This is a genomic window from Hydrogenophaga sp. GW456-12-10-14-TSB4 (assembly GCF_059424305.1).
Window position 1 is genome coordinate 19,400 of record NZ_JBWKZH010000058.1, and the last position, 16,935, is coordinate 36,334.

Annotated in this window: 12 protein-coding genes; 5 read left to right on the forward strand and 7 right to left on the reverse strand. The window is 62.7% G+C overall.

Annotated features, from left to right (window positions below; all coding sequences use genetic code 11):
- The first annotated feature begins 19 nt into the window (after positions 1-19).
- Positions 20-433 carry a holo-ACP synthase gene (gene acpS, locus AC07ZS_RS22975; protein WP_494800844.1) on the forward strand — a complete coding sequence of 138 codons (414 nt, stop codon included), beginning with the start codon at positions 20-22 and terminating at the stop codon, positions 431-433.
- A gap of 177 nt (positions 434-610) precedes the next feature.
- Here acpS and AC07ZS_RS22980 read toward each other — a convergent pair whose 3' ends face one another.
- Positions 611-4,120 carry a DEAD/DEAH box helicase gene (locus AC07ZS_RS22980; protein ID WP_494800845.1) on the reverse strand — a complete coding sequence of 1,170 codons (3,510 nt, stop codon included), beginning with the start codon at positions 4,118-4,120 and terminating at the stop codon, positions 611-613.
- Entirely contained in the window at positions 4,107-4,883 is a 777-nt protein-coding gene (locus AC07ZS_RS22985; protein WP_494800846.1) for a HamA C-terminal domain-containing protein, read from the reverse strand. Before AC07ZS_RS22985 ends, AC07ZS_RS22980 begins: the two co-directional genes overlap by 14 nt.
- Positions 4,884-5,139: 256 nt before the next feature.
- Here AC07ZS_RS22985 and AC07ZS_RS22990 point away from each other — a divergent pair, with 256 nt between their 5' ends.
- Positions 5,140-9,492, forward strand: a complete 4,353-nt coding sequence (locus tag AC07ZS_RS22990) for a hypothetical protein (protein ID WP_494800847.1) — start codon at positions 5,140-5,142, stop codon at positions 9,490-9,492.
- Positions 9,492-10,928 (forward strand): hypothetical protein, encoded by a 1,437-nt coding sequence (locus tag AC07ZS_RS22995; RefSeq protein WP_494800848.1) that lies wholly within the window; start codon positions 9,492-9,494, stop codon positions 10,926-10,928. Before AC07ZS_RS22990 ends, AC07ZS_RS22995 begins: the two co-directional genes overlap by 1 nt.
- Before the next feature lie 76 nt (positions 10,929-11,004).
- On the opposite strand, the gene AC07ZS_RS23000 is transcribed toward AC07ZS_RS22995, so the two are convergent.
- From AC07ZS_RS23000 to AC07ZS_RS23010, 3 genes are all read right to left on the reverse strand, one after another.
- Positions 11,005-12,711 carry a hypothetical protein gene (locus AC07ZS_RS23000; RefSeq protein ID WP_494800849.1) on the reverse strand — a complete coding sequence of 569 codons (1,707 nt, stop codon included), beginning with the start codon at positions 12,709-12,711 and terminating at the stop codon, positions 11,005-11,007.
- Positions 12,712-12,963: 252 nt separating this feature from the next.
- Complete coding sequence (gene gloA, locus AC07ZS_RS23005) at positions 12,964-13,410, reverse strand: lactoylglutathione lyase (RefSeq protein WP_494800850.1); 447 nt, start codon at positions 13,408-13,410, stop codon at positions 12,964-12,966.
- A gap of 5 nt (positions 13,411-13,415) precedes the next feature.
- The gene (locus AC07ZS_RS23010) at positions 13,416-13,958 is read right to left on the reverse strand and encodes a PaaI family thioesterase (RefSeq protein WP_494800851.1); all 543 of its coding nucleotides are present in this window, start codon (positions 13,956-13,958) and stop codon (positions 13,416-13,418) included.
- Positions 13,959-14,010: 52 nt separating this feature from the next.
- On the opposite strand from AC07ZS_RS23010, the gene AC07ZS_RS23015 reads away from it, so the two are divergent.
- Positions 14,011-14,475, forward strand: a complete 465-nt coding sequence (locus AC07ZS_RS23015) for a MarR family winged helix-turn-helix transcriptional regulator (protein ID WP_494800852.1) — start codon at positions 14,011-14,013, stop codon at positions 14,473-14,475.
- Positions 14,465-15,706, forward strand: a complete 1,242-nt coding sequence (locus tag AC07ZS_RS23020; RefSeq protein WP_494800853.1) for an MFS transporter — start codon at positions 14,465-14,467, stop codon at positions 15,704-15,706. The genes AC07ZS_RS23015 and AC07ZS_RS23020 overlap by 11 nt, the downstream gene beginning before the upstream one ends.
- Here the strand turns inward: AC07ZS_RS23020 and AC07ZS_RS23025 are convergent.
- Together AC07ZS_RS23025 and AC07ZS_RS23030 are read right to left on the reverse strand one after the other, a co-directional pair.
- Positions 15,688-16,479, reverse strand: a complete 792-nt coding sequence (locus AC07ZS_RS23025; RefSeq protein ID WP_494800854.1) for an SDR family NAD(P)-dependent oxidoreductase — start codon at positions 16,477-16,479, stop codon at positions 15,688-15,690. The genes AC07ZS_RS23020 and AC07ZS_RS23025 overlap by 19 nt on opposite strands.
- Before the next feature lie 22 nt (positions 16,480-16,501).
- The coding region (locus AC07ZS_RS23030; protein WP_494800855.1) for an ankyrin repeat domain-containing protein at positions 16,502-16,935 on the reverse strand (434 nt) is incomplete at its 5' end.

The window sequence follows — 16,935 nt, forward strand, 5'->3', positions numbered from 1 at the left end:
ATTGAGAGGAGGCCTTGGAATGACCGGCGAGACGCAGTTTCTGAATTTTCGGAACGTCGTGGCTCATGGCGTGGATGTTGTCGACACCGCAGATTTTGCCCGCCTCGTAAACAAACAGGCGAGCGACTTCTTGGATCGTTACTTCACGACTGCAGAATTGGCCACCGCGGATGAGGGGGGCGACAGAACAGAAAGACTTGCGTCCCGCTTTGCCGTCAAGGAGGCCGTACTGAAAGCACTGGGCACAGGTTGGGGCGATGGCATCGCTTTTACGGACGTCGAGGTTGTCTCTCAGCGGAGCGGCGCACCGACTGTGGTGCTACACCGTCGATTGATGAAAATTGCGAGTGAACGGGGGATCGCCCATTGGTTGGTGAGCGCCAGTCACACGAGCACGGTTGCTTTAGCGAGTGTCATCGCTTTGACTGCGTGAGTTCTGCCGGTCGTGTGCTGCACGGGCGCTTTCCGGCTGCCTAGATAGTCGAAAATTCGCAGACGGGCAGGCATGGTTGAGCAGGTTATTACTGGGTCAACACAGCTACTCCCCCTTAGCAACAGGGACGCTCTTGCTATCGTCGATCCAGGCATAGATCACGTCTACGGTTCCCATCTACGCATCGGCGGGCGGCCAGCGCAGTTTTCCACGGCCCACGCGCAGTGCTTCCACGAGCCTAGTATTGCCCAGCAGCCGCCCTGAGAAGAGGCTAGGTTTGGGATCGACCGCTGGCTTCTTAAACGCGGCGACCCGCTGGTAGTCGGGGGTTGTCAGCCAAGTTCGTCCATCCCCCTCGTTGGTGACGATACGATAGAGCCCGGCGGGTGGGGCGGCCTCTATGTCGAGCAGACGCTTGTAGCGTTCAACGGACCACTTCTGAATGCCACTGCTCAGAGCTTCCGTTCGAAAGCGTGCCCATAGTGCAGCAGTGTCAGGCGTTGGCCAGTCGCCTGCGTCGGTGTTGGCCGATACCTCGTCGGATTCAAGCCAAACCCGCATCTCTGCCGGCGTGACGAAGACGGGCAGGGCGTCTTCAATGGCCGCCATGGCGGCGCGTCGTGACGGCAGGCCCGCACGGATCAGCATTGCCATCATGAACTGCGGGACACCGGTCTCGACCGCTGCCGCTGCGCCGCCCGCCACCTTGTCCGGCGACCATCCGAGGGACATGCGGCGGGTGCGAACGGCTTCCAGCGCCCAAACCAAGCGATAGGTGAAGGCCTCTTCGATCGCTCGCATGTTCTGCGGACCGATCTTGGAAACTTCTTCGCCGGACACCCAGCGTCGAAGGATGTCCTTCCAGTTCGCTGGTAGCGCGTTCGCCTTGTCAGGGATGAAGGGGCGCATGAAGAGCAGGCGCTCGCCTAGACCGCCGAGGGCGCCAGCGAGCTCATTGAGATCGCCGTTCAGTGCTGCGTCGTCGGCTCGATCGAGCAGTTCGGCGAGTTCATCGGCCATGGCGTCGATGGCGAGGCCAGCTTCGAGCCCAACACCCATTGCAAAATGTCCGCGCCGAGCCTGTGTCGTTGTGGTCTTCCAAATGAGGTCGGCGCGTGCTTCGAACACCTTCTTGTGCACAGGCGCGACATCCTCTTCTTCGCGAGCGATCTGACGGGCCCAAAGCGAACCCTTAAGCGCTTCGTCCAGCAGCTTCGGGAGATCAGCGCGATCGGCATCCAGCGCTTCAACCAGGCCGAACACGGTCGCATCGAGGCGCTCGACAAGCTGCGACAGTGGCTCCTCGTCGATTGTTTCCTCTTCATCGTCTTCACCGCCTTCCTCATCACTTTCATCACCGTCAGGGTCGTATTCCACGGCAGTGGCGAGGCGCTCGGCCACCTCGGCTTCTTCGTCGGGTGATCTCCAACCCTCTCGGGAGTTGGCGAGGTACTCCCATGCGTCGTCGCGATCAAGCACGCCCTCGCGCGACAAACGCTCAAGGATCTCAGCAACGATCTGGATGAGTCCGCTCTTGAGGGTGCGGGCCTTAGCGGAGTCAACCAGCTTTCTCCATTCCCTCCTTCGCCAGTTGGTCCTATCGAACATGACGTGGACGATTAGGCCCTCGACATCGACGAAGGCGCGCCCGGCGCGTCCGGCGACATTCGCGAATTCCTCGCCCTTGATCTTTTCTCCAGCCCGATAGAGCGCAGGCACGAGCAGAACAGCAGCGTTGAGGTTGAGCCCCTGTGAGAGCGTCGGTGAAGCGACGATGACCTTCAGTACGCCATCGGACAGGAGGATTTCAAGCTCACGTAGGAACGGACTCGGCAGGCGGCCATGGTGAATAGCGACGCCGACCTTCAGGCTGGCGACGGCTGGATGATTCTCGCCCAGCCATTCTGTGCCGACTTCCAGCGCACGTGCGATTGGCGCCTCGTCCTCCAGAAGGGGTTCGAGATAGCCGCGCTTGCAGAGGTCAACGACCTGCTTGCCGTAGCTCTCCACCCAGTTGGCCTGGGTGGAGAAGATTAGGGTGCGCTTGCCTTGGCCGGCGAACTCCCATGCCGCAAAGAGCGCGAGGTGCGAGTTCTTGCGCGGATAGGGATTTCTCTCCCTGCCCCGCGCGGGCTTCTCCTCGACGAACTTGTCAAGGAATGGACCGTCGTCGTCGAGGTCGAGTCGCAGCAGTGCATCCTTGCGGCGCCAGGTCAGCGCGCCGAAGCGCTGGCGCGTGGGACGCCAGTCTGAACGCACAGGTTCGCCGGGTTCGTCGGAGCGTATCCAGGCCGTGAGATCGTCAAGTTCGTCACCACTCGGCAAGATAGCGGAGAGACAGACGATCCGGCGTCCGGCCGCGTCTGCGCGTCGTAGCAGGCGTTGCACGAGCGTCTCATAGCGAATCTCGCGCTCGCTCGGTCCGATCATGTGGCCTTCATCGAGGACGATCAAGCCGACGTCATCGATCAAGGACGGGTCGCTTCGCAGTGCGAAGTCGAGCTTTTCTGGCGTGGCGATGATGATCTCGCGGGATCGCAGGGCGTCCTCATCGCCCGCTGACAGGCCGCTGGCCCCGTAGAGTGAGGAGACGCTGAACCCAAGTGGCGCGAAAGTCCTTCGGAAAGAACGCTCAGTCTGAGCCGACAACGCGCGCAGCGGCGTGACGATCAGGACCCGGCGTGCTGAAGACAGCGTCATCAGAGCTGAGATCTCGGCGACGCGTGTCTTGCCCGCGCTGGTTGGCAGGGCCACAACCAAGTCGTCCGTCATGTTCGTGGAGCGTAGGGCGGCCTCGCGCTGTGAAGGCCATAGCTCCACTTCTGAGGTCTTCCGGGCGTAGAGCGATGAGATGAACAGCCGACGCAGATCGGGGTACTTTTCTTCCGTCCCCTCGGGTGGTTCGGTCGGCAGCCTTTGGTGAAGCGAGTGCTGCCAAAGTTCGTCGATGAGGTGGCTGCATAGCTTCGAAATCCACCACAAAGGGACGTTCTCGGCGTTGTCGGCCAGGCTGACAGCTGTTGCGAGCAGGTCCCTTGCACTTTCGATCGGCTCCTGTTCGCCCGTCTCAAGTGCAAATTCGAAGAATGCCAACGCCCGGCAGATCGTCGTATTGAGGATGGTGGACAAAACCTCATCAATGTCGGGATCGTCGCCGCCAAGGGCCTCGGCCATCTGCTTATCGCCGTGGGCCTCGTTGCCAAGCCAATCACGAACGAAACCGCGCAACTGGTCGAGGTCGCGCAAGATCAAGTGACGGATGGCTGTTTCGCCCGGCGTAGCGTTGAGGTCTTCTGCCGTCTCGTTGAAGAGAGAGTAGGCCACGGCCGAGAAGCCTGCTAGGTGATAGGCAGCGGCGGCGATGATGCGGCGGAAACCTCGATCGGGCACCTCGGGATCACCATTTCGAACCAGAGCTTCGAAGGCGTTGGCGGCCCGCTCGAAAGCCTTGCTTGTCAGCTCAGACGAACCGGCCTGAGTGCGCAGTGCCATGGCGCCCCGAAGTAGAGCGAAGCCATGCTCGGCGAGATCGGTTTCGATGGTCGCGCCCAGGGCAGGCGCGTTTTGCGGTAACACGCCTGCCTCCCGCATCAGCGACCATGCTGCGCCGCGATATAGGAGGCGACCAAGAACGCCGTCGACGGTCGCAGCGGTGAGGAAGGCGGTCAGTTCGTCAGGCGTCTCCAAGATCTTCTGCCTCCTGGTACATGGCCGCGATGAAGTCTTGGTGATCCTCGACGTGGATGTTCACAACGTAGTGGTCGCGGTTGGTACCAGCAGCGTCCAGATCGTCCTTCAAGGAAGCGTGGGGACCGTTACCCGACACGGTGAAGAGCATGTGGTCAATGTGATCTGCTTGAAGGGAATTGAGACCCACCTCGTCGCGGAGATCGCGCCCCAGCGCGTTGTCGTCAGGGTCGTCGCTTTCCAGCAGGCGATTGGCAACGAACAGCAGCGAGTCCGGCGTGCAACGGCCACTGTCACGGTCGAGCACTTTGCGAGCACTGGCGACCGTGGATTTTCCAAGCTTCTTGTTGCTTTTGGCCTCACCCTTCAGGAGCCAGAGCTTCTCACCGCCGTAGCCGGCGCCGATGAAGTCATCGCCGCGCATGGCCATGTTGCGGCCGTCCTTGTAACGGAGCCGGCGCACAGGGACGCGAAGGCCGATCTCTTCCTCAACCAACTCCGTTGCAAGGATTTCGCCGAGATCGCCCGAGCGGCCCTTTTCCGTCTGAGGCATTGCCGCGCTCAGAATCTTGGCGGCGACCTTGTATCCAAGTCGCTCTACGTCATCGGCAATGCGTTCGAGTCGGTCGTAGTGCGAGCGAATGGTCTCAGCGAGGTCATCGCGGATATCGTCGCGGCCTCCGACCTTCTCGACATAGGTCCAGTAGTGCTTGCGCTTGTTCTTTTCTTTGGTGGACTCGCACCACCTCTCGTATAACCCCACGATGTCCCTCCATTAATGGTGCCTGATCTCTGATTGGCGGATACGGCTCGCCAGCGGGATGGTCATAACGATTTTGCTAATTCAGTACGCGCGCCTTGCGTTGTTTCGGACATTATTGCAAGTTGAAGTGGCCGTACCTGGATATCCGCTACGAACGAGTATCCGCTCTGGTGGTGTACCTCCCCATCCCTACCGATTTCCCAAGAATTCCAGAGTAGTGCCAACCCGAAAGAACTGAAGGCAAACCGGCGCCACGATGAATGCAATGATCAAACCAACGACCATTCCACTGGCTGGCTACGTTTACCAAACCCTGGTGGGATTCAAGCTGCTCGCCGAGTGGCTTGACGATCCCGGCCGCTACGACTGGGTGACGTTCGAGGCGGATAAGGAAGGCGCGAAAGGGCTCGATGACTTGGTCGCTGCCCGCCGCGATGGTTTGCGGGAACTGACCCAGGTCAAGTTCACGGTCGACGCGTTCCGCCCCGAGCACGCGCTGTCGTGGGAATGGCTGTTGTCACGCAAGGGAAGCCGCGGAACCTCGTTGCTGCAGAAATGGTCCGCTGCGGCAACGGAAGTGGGGTCTACATCCGTCTACTCAGCGACCCTGCTGACCAATCGGCGGCCGGATGACGAGTTCGCGGCGCATTTGACGGGGGCACATGTCGACTACCCCCGTCTCCACGCCGAACTGAAGTCACGCATCGACACCGAGCTAGGTGGCACGGACAAGGCGCAGGCCTTTTTTTCCCTCTTTCGCTTTGACCATAGCTTTGCGGGCTTCGAATCGCTCGAACGGCGAGTCCTCGATCAGTTGGTTCCCCGGCACACCGATCGAGACGGCTGGCTGAATCTGTACCGTAACGGCCTCGATTGGACCATCTGGAAAAACGCTCCTGCGCCGGCCGGGCGCATCACGATGGCCGTTCTGCGCGGCGTCATCTCCGCACGCCGGCCTCGAATTCTCAACCAGGAATTCAGAATTCCTGAAGACTATCGGCCTCCCGACCGGGAGTTCGCAGACCATTTTCTTGCCGAGTTGACGCGGCAGCCAGTAGTGCGGGTTCTGTGGGGATCACCAGGCCAGGGAAAAAGTACTTTCCTGAGCTTTGTATGTCAGCGTTTGGGGGAAGTCCAACTGCCGTTCATTCGGCACCACTATTTCCTTGATCTGCTCGATAGCAGCGACAGGCTCACGGTCAACGCTGCAGCGAATTCGCTGATCTGGCAGATGCGCACCCAGCATCCGGCCGTCAGCCTGCCGCCTGATCCGGAAAGCAATGACTTGCGGGGATGCATCGAGGCGTGCGGGGCGCACTACGGCGCCGAAGGCAAGCTTTTCACGGTTGTTGTCGACGGGCTAGACCACGTCTGGCGGGAGAACGACGAGGACATCTCTCCGCTGGAAGGGCTTTTCAGGCAACTGCTTCCCGTTCCGAACAATGTGTCCCTGTTGATCGGTACTCAGAAAATCGACGCGAGCCGTCTGCCCGGCCGGCTGACGGACCACGTTTATCCTGCGCAATGGGTCGAGCTTCCGCTGATGGATCTGCAGGCGGTCCACCACTGGTTGGAAGCCCAATACGCGGGGGATTCTTTTGATCTGCCTGCTGGAGGCCGGCCCGACATGCTTCCGGATCTGGCACAAGCTTTCATCGCGGTCTCAGGCGGTCATCCCCTGGTTCTCACCTACATTTTTGAGCGCCTAGCCAGCGACCACCGGGAACTGACCGCTGCGCGCGTTCACGAAGCGGATCCTGCACCGTCGCCAGATGTTCAGGCGTACTACCAGGGCATGTGGCGACGTCTGTCCAGCCTTGCCAAGGACGCTCTTCATCTGCTGGCGTCAGCGTCCTTCATCTGGCCCGAGCAAGGGCTAGAAAGCTGCCTGAACGTGCAGGGCAGCATCGTGATGCCCGAGTTGGGACACTTGTTGGTGGAGACCGATGCTGGATTGCGGGCGTTCCACGGCAGCTTGCATGTCTTTGTGCGTGCGCGCGAGGACCACCAGGCGCGGGCACGGGTCCTGCAGCCTCGCGTAGCCGCCTGGCTCAAGTCGGATGCGCCACACTACCTTCAATGGGCATGGCTGTGGATCTACCAACACAGCATCGGTCATTCTGCAGAACTCCTTGCAGGCACAACCCGAGATTGGCTGGTGTCATCCCTGGCCCAGGGCTACTCAGGCGAGCAGGTCAGCCGCATTCTGGAGGCCGCGGAAGACGCGGCCTTCGACCAGGCTGAATACGGCCTCCTGCTGCGCAAACGCGCGCTCAAGCACCGGTTCGAAAACGGCCTGACCTTCCAGGTTGACGATTCCTCGATCCTTTGGCGCAGCGCAAAGTTAGTCTGCAATGACCCGAACGTTGTGGATCTGCTCGCGGCCGAACTCAACGCGGCTTCATTCGAGGAGCTGCACCTGCTGGCCTTGATGTATTTGGGCCTTGCCAACATTGAGTCCGCCATCGAGGTTCAGGGGAAGATGCGCCGCAGGTTCAATGCCAAAGTGGCGGCGCAAGGCTTCGGGCGGGGCGAGTATGAAGCCGACGCCGCTCTTCTTCTGGAAATCATCGCCAAGACAAACGACTTTGATCCGCCCAACGTTGTGAGATTTCTTCAGCGCCTTGAGGATGACAGCTTTTTTCGGACGTTCCTCGCGCACATTGCGACCACTGGCACGCTGGAACGGTTGCTGTCCTTCTGTGATGTGGCGATGCCGCTGAGGATGCGAAAGCAATTTGAGGCAGAGGCCGTACGCATGGCTGGATTCACGAGCGCCGCTCTGCACGTCTGGCCAGTCTTTTCCCGTTTCGGCCGGCATCCCCTGGCTATGTGCTGGGCGCAGTTGTATGCACCGAGCGCGGTGCCCCGTTGGCGTGCCCTGCACCGACACCCAGTCCTGGACATGGAGGGTGATCGGTTCCAGGAGAGCGATTCGGGGTTTGCGACCTACCTGCATGAGGCGTTCTTCCACTGCGTCAGCGCTTCGCTCTCGCTCAATGGCGCCCCGGATTCCAGTGCCATGCCCCGCCCCAGGGCCCGTCCCTGGCTGGCTGGTGCCCTGAAGCGGCTGGACTTGGTCGCACAGACTGTGGGCAAGGTGCTTGCGCGCGGCGACGCGACCGCATTTGCACTGCCTTATCGGCTGCTTGAGCTGGAGCGCCCAGACGTGAATGGCTATGACGCCATGTTTGACTACCGGGCATTTCGCAAGGCAGCCACGCTGATTGCAGCTGACCTGTTCCTGCTGACTAAACCGCGCAGCAAGCTGGACCACATACCCGATGGGGAATGGATTGCTGCCCGATCCTCAGGCCCGATGTTTGCGGAAGATCTTTGGAGAGAGCTTTTCTTTAATCTGGGATATCGCCTGGTTGACCCGCGTCTGGCGGCAGAGGAAATACGAACTCAAGCGACCGCCATTGCTAGCGAAGTCATCAGGTTCAGTGAGGCGGCCAATGAACTGGCGTCACTGGCCGAGTGGGCCACGGCCTATGGCCTGCGAACGGATGCCAGGCAAATCTTGGAGAGCGCCTACAGGTGGGTCATTGGCTATGGCTGGCGCAAGGACTCCTATCTGCACCATGTGATCCGCATGGTAGAGGAGCTGGCAGCGGCCGATCGCGAAACGGCTTCACGACTCGTCCTTAAGCTCGCACCCATCATGGAACGGATCACCGACATGACGGAGGACGCCGGTCTTTACGAGTCAGATCTTGCGGGACTGATCCTGAAGCTATTCCCCCAGCATTTCGCGGCGTACTACCGGCACTGGCTGGCTCAGGAGGAGTGGTACGTCGCCGAACAGTGCTTTGCTGTGTTCGCCAAAGCAGCCGACGGGCGAGACCCAATGGCCGTAGCGATGGCGGCATTCCTCTGGGACCACACGGGCTTCGCCGCGCTCGAAGGCCGCCCCGAGACCGTCGCGCTGGCAAAACGCTGGCGTGAGCTTTCCAGCGAAGGCCCCAGGCGGACGCCACCAGAAAGGGAAACCCGGGCAGCGCCGGCAGGCTCCCCTGGCGCGCCAGCACCGAATCCGAAAGACTTTCCCCCTGCTAACCTGGACGAATACCTCGCCGCCCTTGAAGCCATGCGCCAATACGAACTGGAACGCAAGCTCCTGCCTGAATGGTTCGAGCACTGGCGTCAAGCCGGGGCCCAGGCCGCCCTGCTGAAGGCTGTCAAACGAGTTCATGGTCAAAAGGGTCTGCGCCGCCGCGGCTCTGAGCTTCTTGATCTTTGCTTTCCAGTTAGCCTGGAGGCAGAGGGGCCTGCTCGTGCATTTGAATGGCTGGTTCTGGCGCACATCGAACGGTCTGGCTGGGAGCCGCAGTTCTACGGGGCTGAGGAAAGCGAATGCCGATTGACCGCCGTCGTTACCCACTATCCCAAACGCTGGGAGGAATTCCTGAGGCGCACCACCGTCCGCGAGGCGAATCGCCACGGAGCCGGACGTGTCGCCGCCGGCACCGTCCTTGTTTCTTTTCTGCTGGAACTTGGGGAAACCGCCAAAGCCTCGGCGCTCGCCGAGACGATCGTAGACATCAGCAGCGGTGAGTTTGACATGCAACCTCTGCAACGGCCTGCATGGCTGCCGGAAGCTGTCTGATGGACGCTTCACTCGTTGCCGCGATCGCGGCCGCCAGGTTGGCTCTGCCGATTCCCACGGCCAAGTCACTGACGGCATGGGAGTTTGCCAAAGCCCTTGGCACTCCTGCTGGTAGGAAGGTTGGCTGGCCCGTGCTGCTCGAATGGGTCGGCGCATGCAAGTTTGAATCACAAGTTCTTGAAGGATTGGCACCTCTGGTCATCAGTGGGTGCACATCTCAGGAAGCGAACGAGATTCGAACGGTTGTTCAGCGACCATCGATGGGAATGGATTTGATGCTGGCAACCGCAACCAACCAACCTTTGCTGGTGCCATCCTGGCCAGGCTGCCATAGCGGGCCTGTCCCAAGATTTTCCGAATTGAGCGCGGAAGAGACCCTTCTGGAGTCAGGCCGGATCCTGCCCGGGATTTTCGTGACCGAGTTCGAGCAGTTGCAAGAGGATTCGGACAGACCCTTTATGACCCATTGGGCATATGAGTTCCAGGTTCTCTCACAGACGCGCGGCTTCCCCGAATCAGACCAGTTTGACTATTTCGTCAAGGGTGAGCGAGGAGCACGTGGCATGGTCGTGGGTCAGAGATCTCATGCAGCGCGGTCAGCGTTCCTGCGAACGCTCGCCTACGCGTGTGAGTACTGGAAGATGCCTCTTGATCGTGCTCAGCAGGCCGCTGTCACTGCTTTGCCCGGTGAGGCAGCGCTTATGAAGATGTCTCCTGGGCGGCCGCCCGCATTTGCCCAGCAGATGTATGCTGCGATCGACGGAGTCGAACGGTCGGCCAGCAAGATCGCATTGGACGTGGTCAACGCTTTGCGCTCAGATCCACTCGCATTCCCAATGCATTTCTCCGGATGCGTCCATACCTCTCCCACGCTCACGATCGACGTCAGTGTGTACGCGGTCCCACTGCTACCCGGTCAAGAAGCCGAAATCTGGATCCATTGGTACCGACGTCTGCTTGGGCGTCTACAGCTTGAGCGCGACGGTACTTGCGCGCTGATAACCCCGGCGCTCAAGGGTGAGCAAGTCAGTCGCGATGATTCACACGTGATGCCTCTTTTAGCACCCATTCTCCCGGCGCGCGTTGGCTACTTCCATGCTGACCTTATCCAGCGCCCGCCGTATGTGCCAGCCTGGGTTCCGGGCGAGATTCCAATGCTGAGCCGTCCAAGGGAAGGCGGGATGACTCTGGAATTGAATGGAACGCCGGTGGGATCGATGCAGCACTGGCTGGCTAACTGGACGCCTATGGTTGCGAAGGATGGTCCTGCAGGCACCGCTTGCTGCACACATGTGGAGGCGTCGCTACTTGAGGCCTATGAACGCATCATGTGCAGGAGAGTTGCCCATGCATGTTCAATCACTATCGGGCAACGCGAAAAAGACTATGGTGAGTGGGTTATCAAGACAGCCTACTGTATCGTCGGCGCGACGTGACTTCTAGGTGTTTCGACCCTGCGTTATGCAGTGTGCGCCAACACGCCGACCGCCATATCACCCGTTGGCAAACTTCTTACTTCGGACGCGCCGTCGCGAGCATGCCGATCATCGATCGTTGCGCCTGCCGCTTTTCCGCCTGTTCGCCGATCTTCTCCTTGCTGAATCCCAGCGCGCCGCCACCGATGGCTGCCAAAGCGCCGGCTATTGGGATCGTCACGCCGAGGAACGGTGAAAGAATCGGAAGCATCGCTGCTCCCGCAACAGCCAGTCCCGCCCCACCGCCAAGATAGGCCGCCCACTTCTTTGGTTGGTACTTCTTCTCAATATCGTTCATTGCCTTTTGTTGCCGCTGGACGAGCGAGGCGAGGCCGTGATTGACCTCGCGCACCATCTCGCTGGTACCGACTTCGCCTGAGCACGCGAGTTGGCTGGTGTACTTGTTGAGTTCTTCGCGCAGCCAGCGATGCTCGTTGTTGGCGATGAGTTCGCAGAGACCCTCGACCGGGATGTTTGCCAGCCACGAAAGGCTGTCATCCTGCACCGCACGTAGTGTCTGCAAGGCCTGCTCTGAGAGGACGTCTCTGCGGCGAAGTTCCGCCGCATTCGCGGTCGCGCATTTCTCAAAATAGTGCCAGTGCACAGCTTGGGAGAGGAGCGGCTGTGCGCCGAGCTCGTTCGCGTTTTCGATCAAATGGTATTGTGGCGCCAGCCTTTCGAGTACGCCGTTCAGGATCACCACTCCGGCTGGCATTTTTTTCAGCATGCCGAGAGTCTCATCCGACCGGACTCCTTCGAGCTGCGCGATGTATTCGCGAACAGCTTCGCTCGGCTGCAAGGTGCGATTCGGATCGCCGCCCGGCGGCACGAAGAGCCGGTTCTCCAAGATCGCTTGCAAAAACTCGTCTTCGTGCTTGCGGGCGTAGTCGAACAGATCGCCGAGCGACGCGACGCTGCCGTCGCAGAGGGGGCCGAGGAGGCGCAGCGCAAGTTGCTCCATTCCATGCATCGTGTGCGCGTCGTTGTCTTGCAGCGGTTGCTCGAAGCTCGGGAAGACGAACACGGGCGGCACCGGGAACCCCGCATCCACGAGCGGACGCAGTTGCAGGATGTGGAACAGGGCGTTCGCTAGCTGAAGGTGCAGTGCGTTAAGACGGAGATCGGACGTGAAGAACGGATGTATAGGGTCCGGGATCAGCTGCGTGTCTGCATAGAGTCCGGTGATGCGCACAGCCTTGAGGGCCGACGGCCCGAAGGTTCGCTGACCGCCCGTGACCAGGCGCATGCCGCCGAGCGTTTTGGCGTGCCCGAAGGCTATATGCGCGTTTGCGGCGTAGAACGCTTCCAGTTGCTCGGCTGCGGCATTCACGCGCGTCGCCATCTCGGAGTCCTCGTGCGCGATGCGCCACATCATGCGTTCGCGAATTTCTTCCTCCCCGGCAACCAGTCCAACCTCCCGCCCGGTCAACGCGTCGAAGAGTTGGGCGAAGAGCCGGAACAGCTCCAATTGAGCCTCTCTCACGTGGAGGTGGGGCGGGGTCGGTTTCTCGCTCCGGGAATCGAGGAGCCTGACCCCCATTCCGGCCATGCGACCGAATGAAATGGCCTCGTCCGAAAGGCCGCTCGTATCGACCAGCCCGCTCATTTGAAGCGGCGCGGCCATGAACTCCGCTGCCTGCTTTTCCAGATGCGGGGCGACCCTCATTTTCCTGGCCTTTAGCGTCTTCCAGGCGGTCAACAACCGTTGCGCCTGATCGGCGTCAAATTCTTCTTTCTCAGACATTGTTTCCTCCGGCGGCTCTTGACGCCATCCCCACAACTATCACAGATGAGATCGCCACGCGACCCCGCCGCTCCTTACCGCAGCAGCCGTTACTCAACAGCCAGACCCAAGTAGCGCCATCAGTGTTGAACTGCCGATCGGCACCACGAACTGGACGGCAGTTCCTGTTGGGAACGGAAGTTGGTGGCCACGGCTGCGTGCCATCACTGGACAAAAAGAAGCCCGCTTGTGCGGGCTTCTGTTGCTCATCTGCTACGCGCTGCGCAGTGGATCAGTGTTATTGGCGTCCGAATGGCGTCCGTCATCGTAAGTTGTTGATTTGGTTTGAATTAGTTCGATCTTGTAGCCGTCGGGGTCGGTCACGAAGGCGATCACCGTGGTACCGCCCTTGACCGGGCCGGCTTCGCGCGTCACGTTGCCGCCCGCGGCCTTGATCTTCTCGCAGGCCGCGTAGGCGTCGGGCACGCCCAGGGCGATGTGGCCGTAGGCCGTGCCCAGCTCGTAGCTCTCGGTGCCCCAGTTGTAGGTGAGTTCGATCTCGGCCTGGGCCGGGTTGCCCTCGTAGCCCACGAAGGCCAGCGAGTACTTGTACTCGGGGTTCTCGGAGGTGCGCAGCAGTTGCATGCCCAGCACCTGGGTGTAGAAGTCGATCGAGCGCTGGAGGTTGCCCACGCGCAGCATGGTGTGTAGAAGTCGCATGGGCCTTATTTTGACGGCACTTCAAAGACCAGGCAGGTCGTTGTGGCATGCGCGTACAACTTGCCGTCGGGCCCGACGATGCGGCCCTCGGCGGTGGCCAGCTGGCGCCCGGCATGGATCACCGTGCCGATGGCGCGCAGCGGGCCGCTCTTGTAGGAGGCGGCGCGCACGATGTTCACGCTGAGTTCGGCCGTCGTGTAGGCCCGGCCCACCGGCATGGCGGTGTGCACCGCGCAGCCCACGGCGGAGTCCAGCAGCGTGGCGTACCAGCCGCCGTGCACCGTGCCCAGCGGGTTGTAGTGCTTGAGCTGGGGCTGGCCCTGGAACACGGCACGGCCCTCACCGATCTCGACCAGCGAGAAGTCCAGCGTGTCGGCGATGTGCGGGTAGGGCAGCTTGCCGTCGAGCATGGCCTGCATCTGCTGCAGGCCGGTCAGGCCCGCGAGATCGGCGGGGTTGGCCAGGCCCACGCCCGCACCGGCGTTCATGCGGGCCACCACGGCTTCGTATTGCTGGATCCACTGGGCCTGGGTCTCTTCGACGGTCATGGTTCGATTCCTTTTTGTTTGCAGGTACAAATATTGTAGATACAATCATTTCATGAATGCCGACACCCATGCGACATCGCCGACCCCGGTGGGCTGCACCAACTTCAAGCTGCGCCAGCTCACGCGCCGCGTGACCCAGCACTACGACCAGCACCTGGCCGGTTCGGGGCTGAAGATCACGCAGTACTCGCTGCTCACGCACGTGGACCGGCTCGGGCCGCTGGCGCCCGGTGAACTGGCCCGGCGCATGGACATGGGGGCCTCCACCCTCACGCGCAACCTGCAACCCATGATCGCGGCCGGCTGGCTCGCCATGGGCGAAGGGGTCGATGCGCGCAGCCGGCGGGTGCACATCACCGACGCCGGGCTGGAGATCCGGCGCCAGGCGCAGCGGCGCTGGAAGGCCGCGCAACTCTCGCTCAACGACAAACTGGGCGTGGCCACCGTGGCCGCGCTGCACGGGCTGCTGGACCAGGGGCTGGCCGCGTTTCACGAGGAAGACACCCATGAAGACTGAAACTCCGCGCGCCCCCTACGTGTGGTGGCTGGTGCTGCTGGCCGCGGCCGGCGCCTTCGCATTGACCATGGGCACGCGCCAGACCATGGGCTTCTTCCTCTCGCCGCTGAACACGGCCACCGGCCTGGGGGTGGGCAGCATCAGCCTGGCCTTTGCCTTCGGCCAGCTCTGGTGGGGTCTCACGCAGCCCTTCGCGGGTGCCGTGGCCGACCGCGTCGGCGCCGGGCGCGTGCTGCTCGTGGGGGTGCTGCTGGTGGCGCTGGGCACCTACCTCACGCCGCTGATGACCAGCACCTGGGGTCTGATTCTGGCCATCGGCGTGCTCGCGGCCGGCGGTGCCGGCATGGCCGGGCCTTCGGTGCTGATGGCGGCGACCGCGCGCCTGATTCCGGCCGAACGCCGGGGCATGGCCACCGGCATCGTGAACGCGGGCGGTTCGTTCGGCCAGTTCCTCATGGCGCCCCTGGCTGCCGCGCTCACGCTGGGCCTGGGCTGGGTGGGGGCTCTGCAGGCGCTGGGCCTGATCGTGTTGCTGGCCCTGCCCGCAGCCTGGGTATTGCGGGGTCCGGGCCCGGCCGCGAAGGCCGGGGCGGCACCCGCGCCGGTGGCCTTGCCCACCGGTCAGGCGATCCGCCAGGCGCTGAACACGCCGAGCTACCTGCTGTTGTCGGCCGGCTTCTTCGTTTGCGGTTTCCACGTGGCGTTCCTGGCCACGCACCTGCCCGGCGTGGTGGCCGCGTGCGGCCTGCCGGCGCCGGTGGGCGCCTGGGCGCTGGGCGTGATCGGCCTGTTCAACATCATCGGCAGCCTCGCCATGGGCTGGGCCGTGGGCCGCTGGCGCATGAAGTCGCTGCTCTCGCTGGTGTACGCCTCGCGCGCGCTGGCGGTGCTGGTGTTCCTGCTGGCGCCCAAGACCGAGGCCGTGCTGCTGACCTTTGCTGCGGTCATGGGCCTGACCTTTCTCTCCACGGTGCCGCCCACGGTGGGCCTGGTGGCCAAGTTCTTCGGCACCGGCAACATGGCCATGCTGTTCGGCATCGTGATGCTGGCGCACCAGGTGGGGGGCTTTCTCGGCGCCTGGCTCGGCGGCCAGGTGTTCGAGGCCACGGGCAGCTACGACTGGGTCTGGTACATCGACATCGTGCTGGCCGTGGGCGCGGCGCTGGTCCACCTGCCGATCCGCGAAGCGGTGGTGGCGCGGCCCCGGGTCGCTCAGACCGGCACGGTGTAGTTCAGCGCCATGCGCCCGCCGTCGACGGTGACGATCTCGCCCGTCACGTAGCTGGCCGCGTCGCTGGCCAGCCAGGCCACCACGTCGGCGATTTCGTCGGGTTCGCCCAGCCGCTTGAGCGGTGTGCGGCTCAGGATCTTGTGGCGCGCTTCTTCGCTGGTGAGCACCGCCTTGGCCGCCAGCTCGGTGGCGATGGTGCCGGGGGCGACCGCATTGACGCGGATGCCGTGGTCGGCGAGCGCCAGCGCCATTGCGCGGGTGAGCTGGTTGATGCCGCCCTTGCTGACGTTGTAGCTGGCGATGTCGGGGATGGCGAGCACGCCGTTGACCGAGCTCATGTTCACGATGCTGCCGCCCTCGGCCTGCTGCACCATCGCGCGCGCCACCGCCTGGCCCATGAGGAAGGCGCCTTTGAGGTTGACGCGCAGGACTTCGTCGAAGTCGTCCTCGGTCACGTCCAGGAAGCGGGCGGCCTTGAAGATGCCGGCGTTGTTGACGAGCACGTCGATGCGGCCGTGGGTGGCCAGGGCCTGCGCGACGATGGCGTCGACGTCGGCCTTGTCGCCCACGTCGCAATGCATGTAAGTGCCGCCGAGTTCGCGCGCGAGGGCGCGACCGGGCGCATCGGCCACGTCGGCGATCACCAGCTTCGCGCCCTCGCGCGCGAAGCGGCGCGCACAGGCTTCGCCGATGCCCTGGGATCCGCCGGTGACAAGGACGACACGGCCCTGGTGGCCGAAATGCACGGAGGAGGAAGAGGCTGGGGTGTTCATGCCGCCATGGTAGCGGCGGGGCTCAGCGCAGCGCCGGCAGGAGGTCGGTGTGGCCCGCCTGTTGCGCGAGATCGAGGGCGCGCAGGCCGTCGTGGTCGGTGTGCTGGGGGTCGGCACCCGCGTCGAGCAGCAGGCGCACCAGCGCGGCGTCGCCGCGTTGGGCGGCGAGCATGAGCGCGGTGCGGCCGCGCACGTCGGCGGCGTTCACGTCCGCGCCTTGCGCCAGGGCCTCGCGCGCATCGGCCACGGCGCCGCGCGAGGCGGCGGCCAGCAAGGGGCTGCCCAGGGTGCGTGGTGCGCTGGCCAGCGGTGCCGGGGCGGCGCGCCGGGCGGACAAGGCGGCGGGCGCCGCTTCCCGCGCCTCGTCCCGGGCTCGGGGGGCGGCTGCCTGGGCTTCGGCCTCCGGCGCGGTGGGCAGGTCCGCTGCCACGGGTGGCACTTCGGCCGGGGCGGGCG

What these genes read in the sequence shown, in the direction of transcription:
- acpS (WP_494800844.1), top strand. Translation starts at nt 20, where the DNA reads ATGACCGGCGAGACGCAGTTTCTGAATTTTCGGAACGTCGTGGCTCAT.
- AC07ZS_RS22990 (WP_494800847.1), top strand. Translation starts at nt 5,140, where the DNA reads ATGAATGCAATGATCAAACCAACGACCATTCCACTGGCTGGCTACGTT.
- AC07ZS_RS22995 (WP_494800848.1), top strand. Translation starts at nt 9,492, where the DNA reads ATGGACGCTTCACTCGTTGCCGCGATCGCGGCCGCCAGGTTGGCTCTG.
- AC07ZS_RS23000 (WP_494800849.1), bottom strand. Translation starts at nt 12,711, where the DNA reads ATGTCTGAGAAAGAAGAATTTGACGCCGATCAGGCGCAACGGTTGTTG.
- gloA (WP_494800850.1), bottom strand. Translation starts at nt 13,410, where the DNA reads ATGCGACTTCTACACACCATGCTGCGCGTGGGCAACCTCCAGCGCTCG.
- AC07ZS_RS23010 (WP_494800851.1), bottom strand. Translation starts at nt 13,958, where the DNA reads ATGACCGTCGAAGAGACCCAGGCCCAGTGGATCCAGCAATACGAAGCC.
- AC07ZS_RS23015 (WP_494800852.1), top strand. Translation starts at nt 14,011, where the DNA reads ATGAATGCCGACACCCATGCGACATCGCCGACCCCGGTGGGCTGCACC.
- AC07ZS_RS23020 (WP_494800853.1), top strand. Translation starts at nt 14,465, where the DNA reads ATGAAGACTGAAACTCCGCGCGCCCCCTACGTGTGGTGGCTGGTGCTG.
- AC07ZS_RS23025 (WP_494800854.1), bottom strand. Translation starts at nt 16,479, where the DNA reads ATGAACACCCCAGCCTCTTCCTCCTCCGTGCATTTCGGCCACCAGGGC.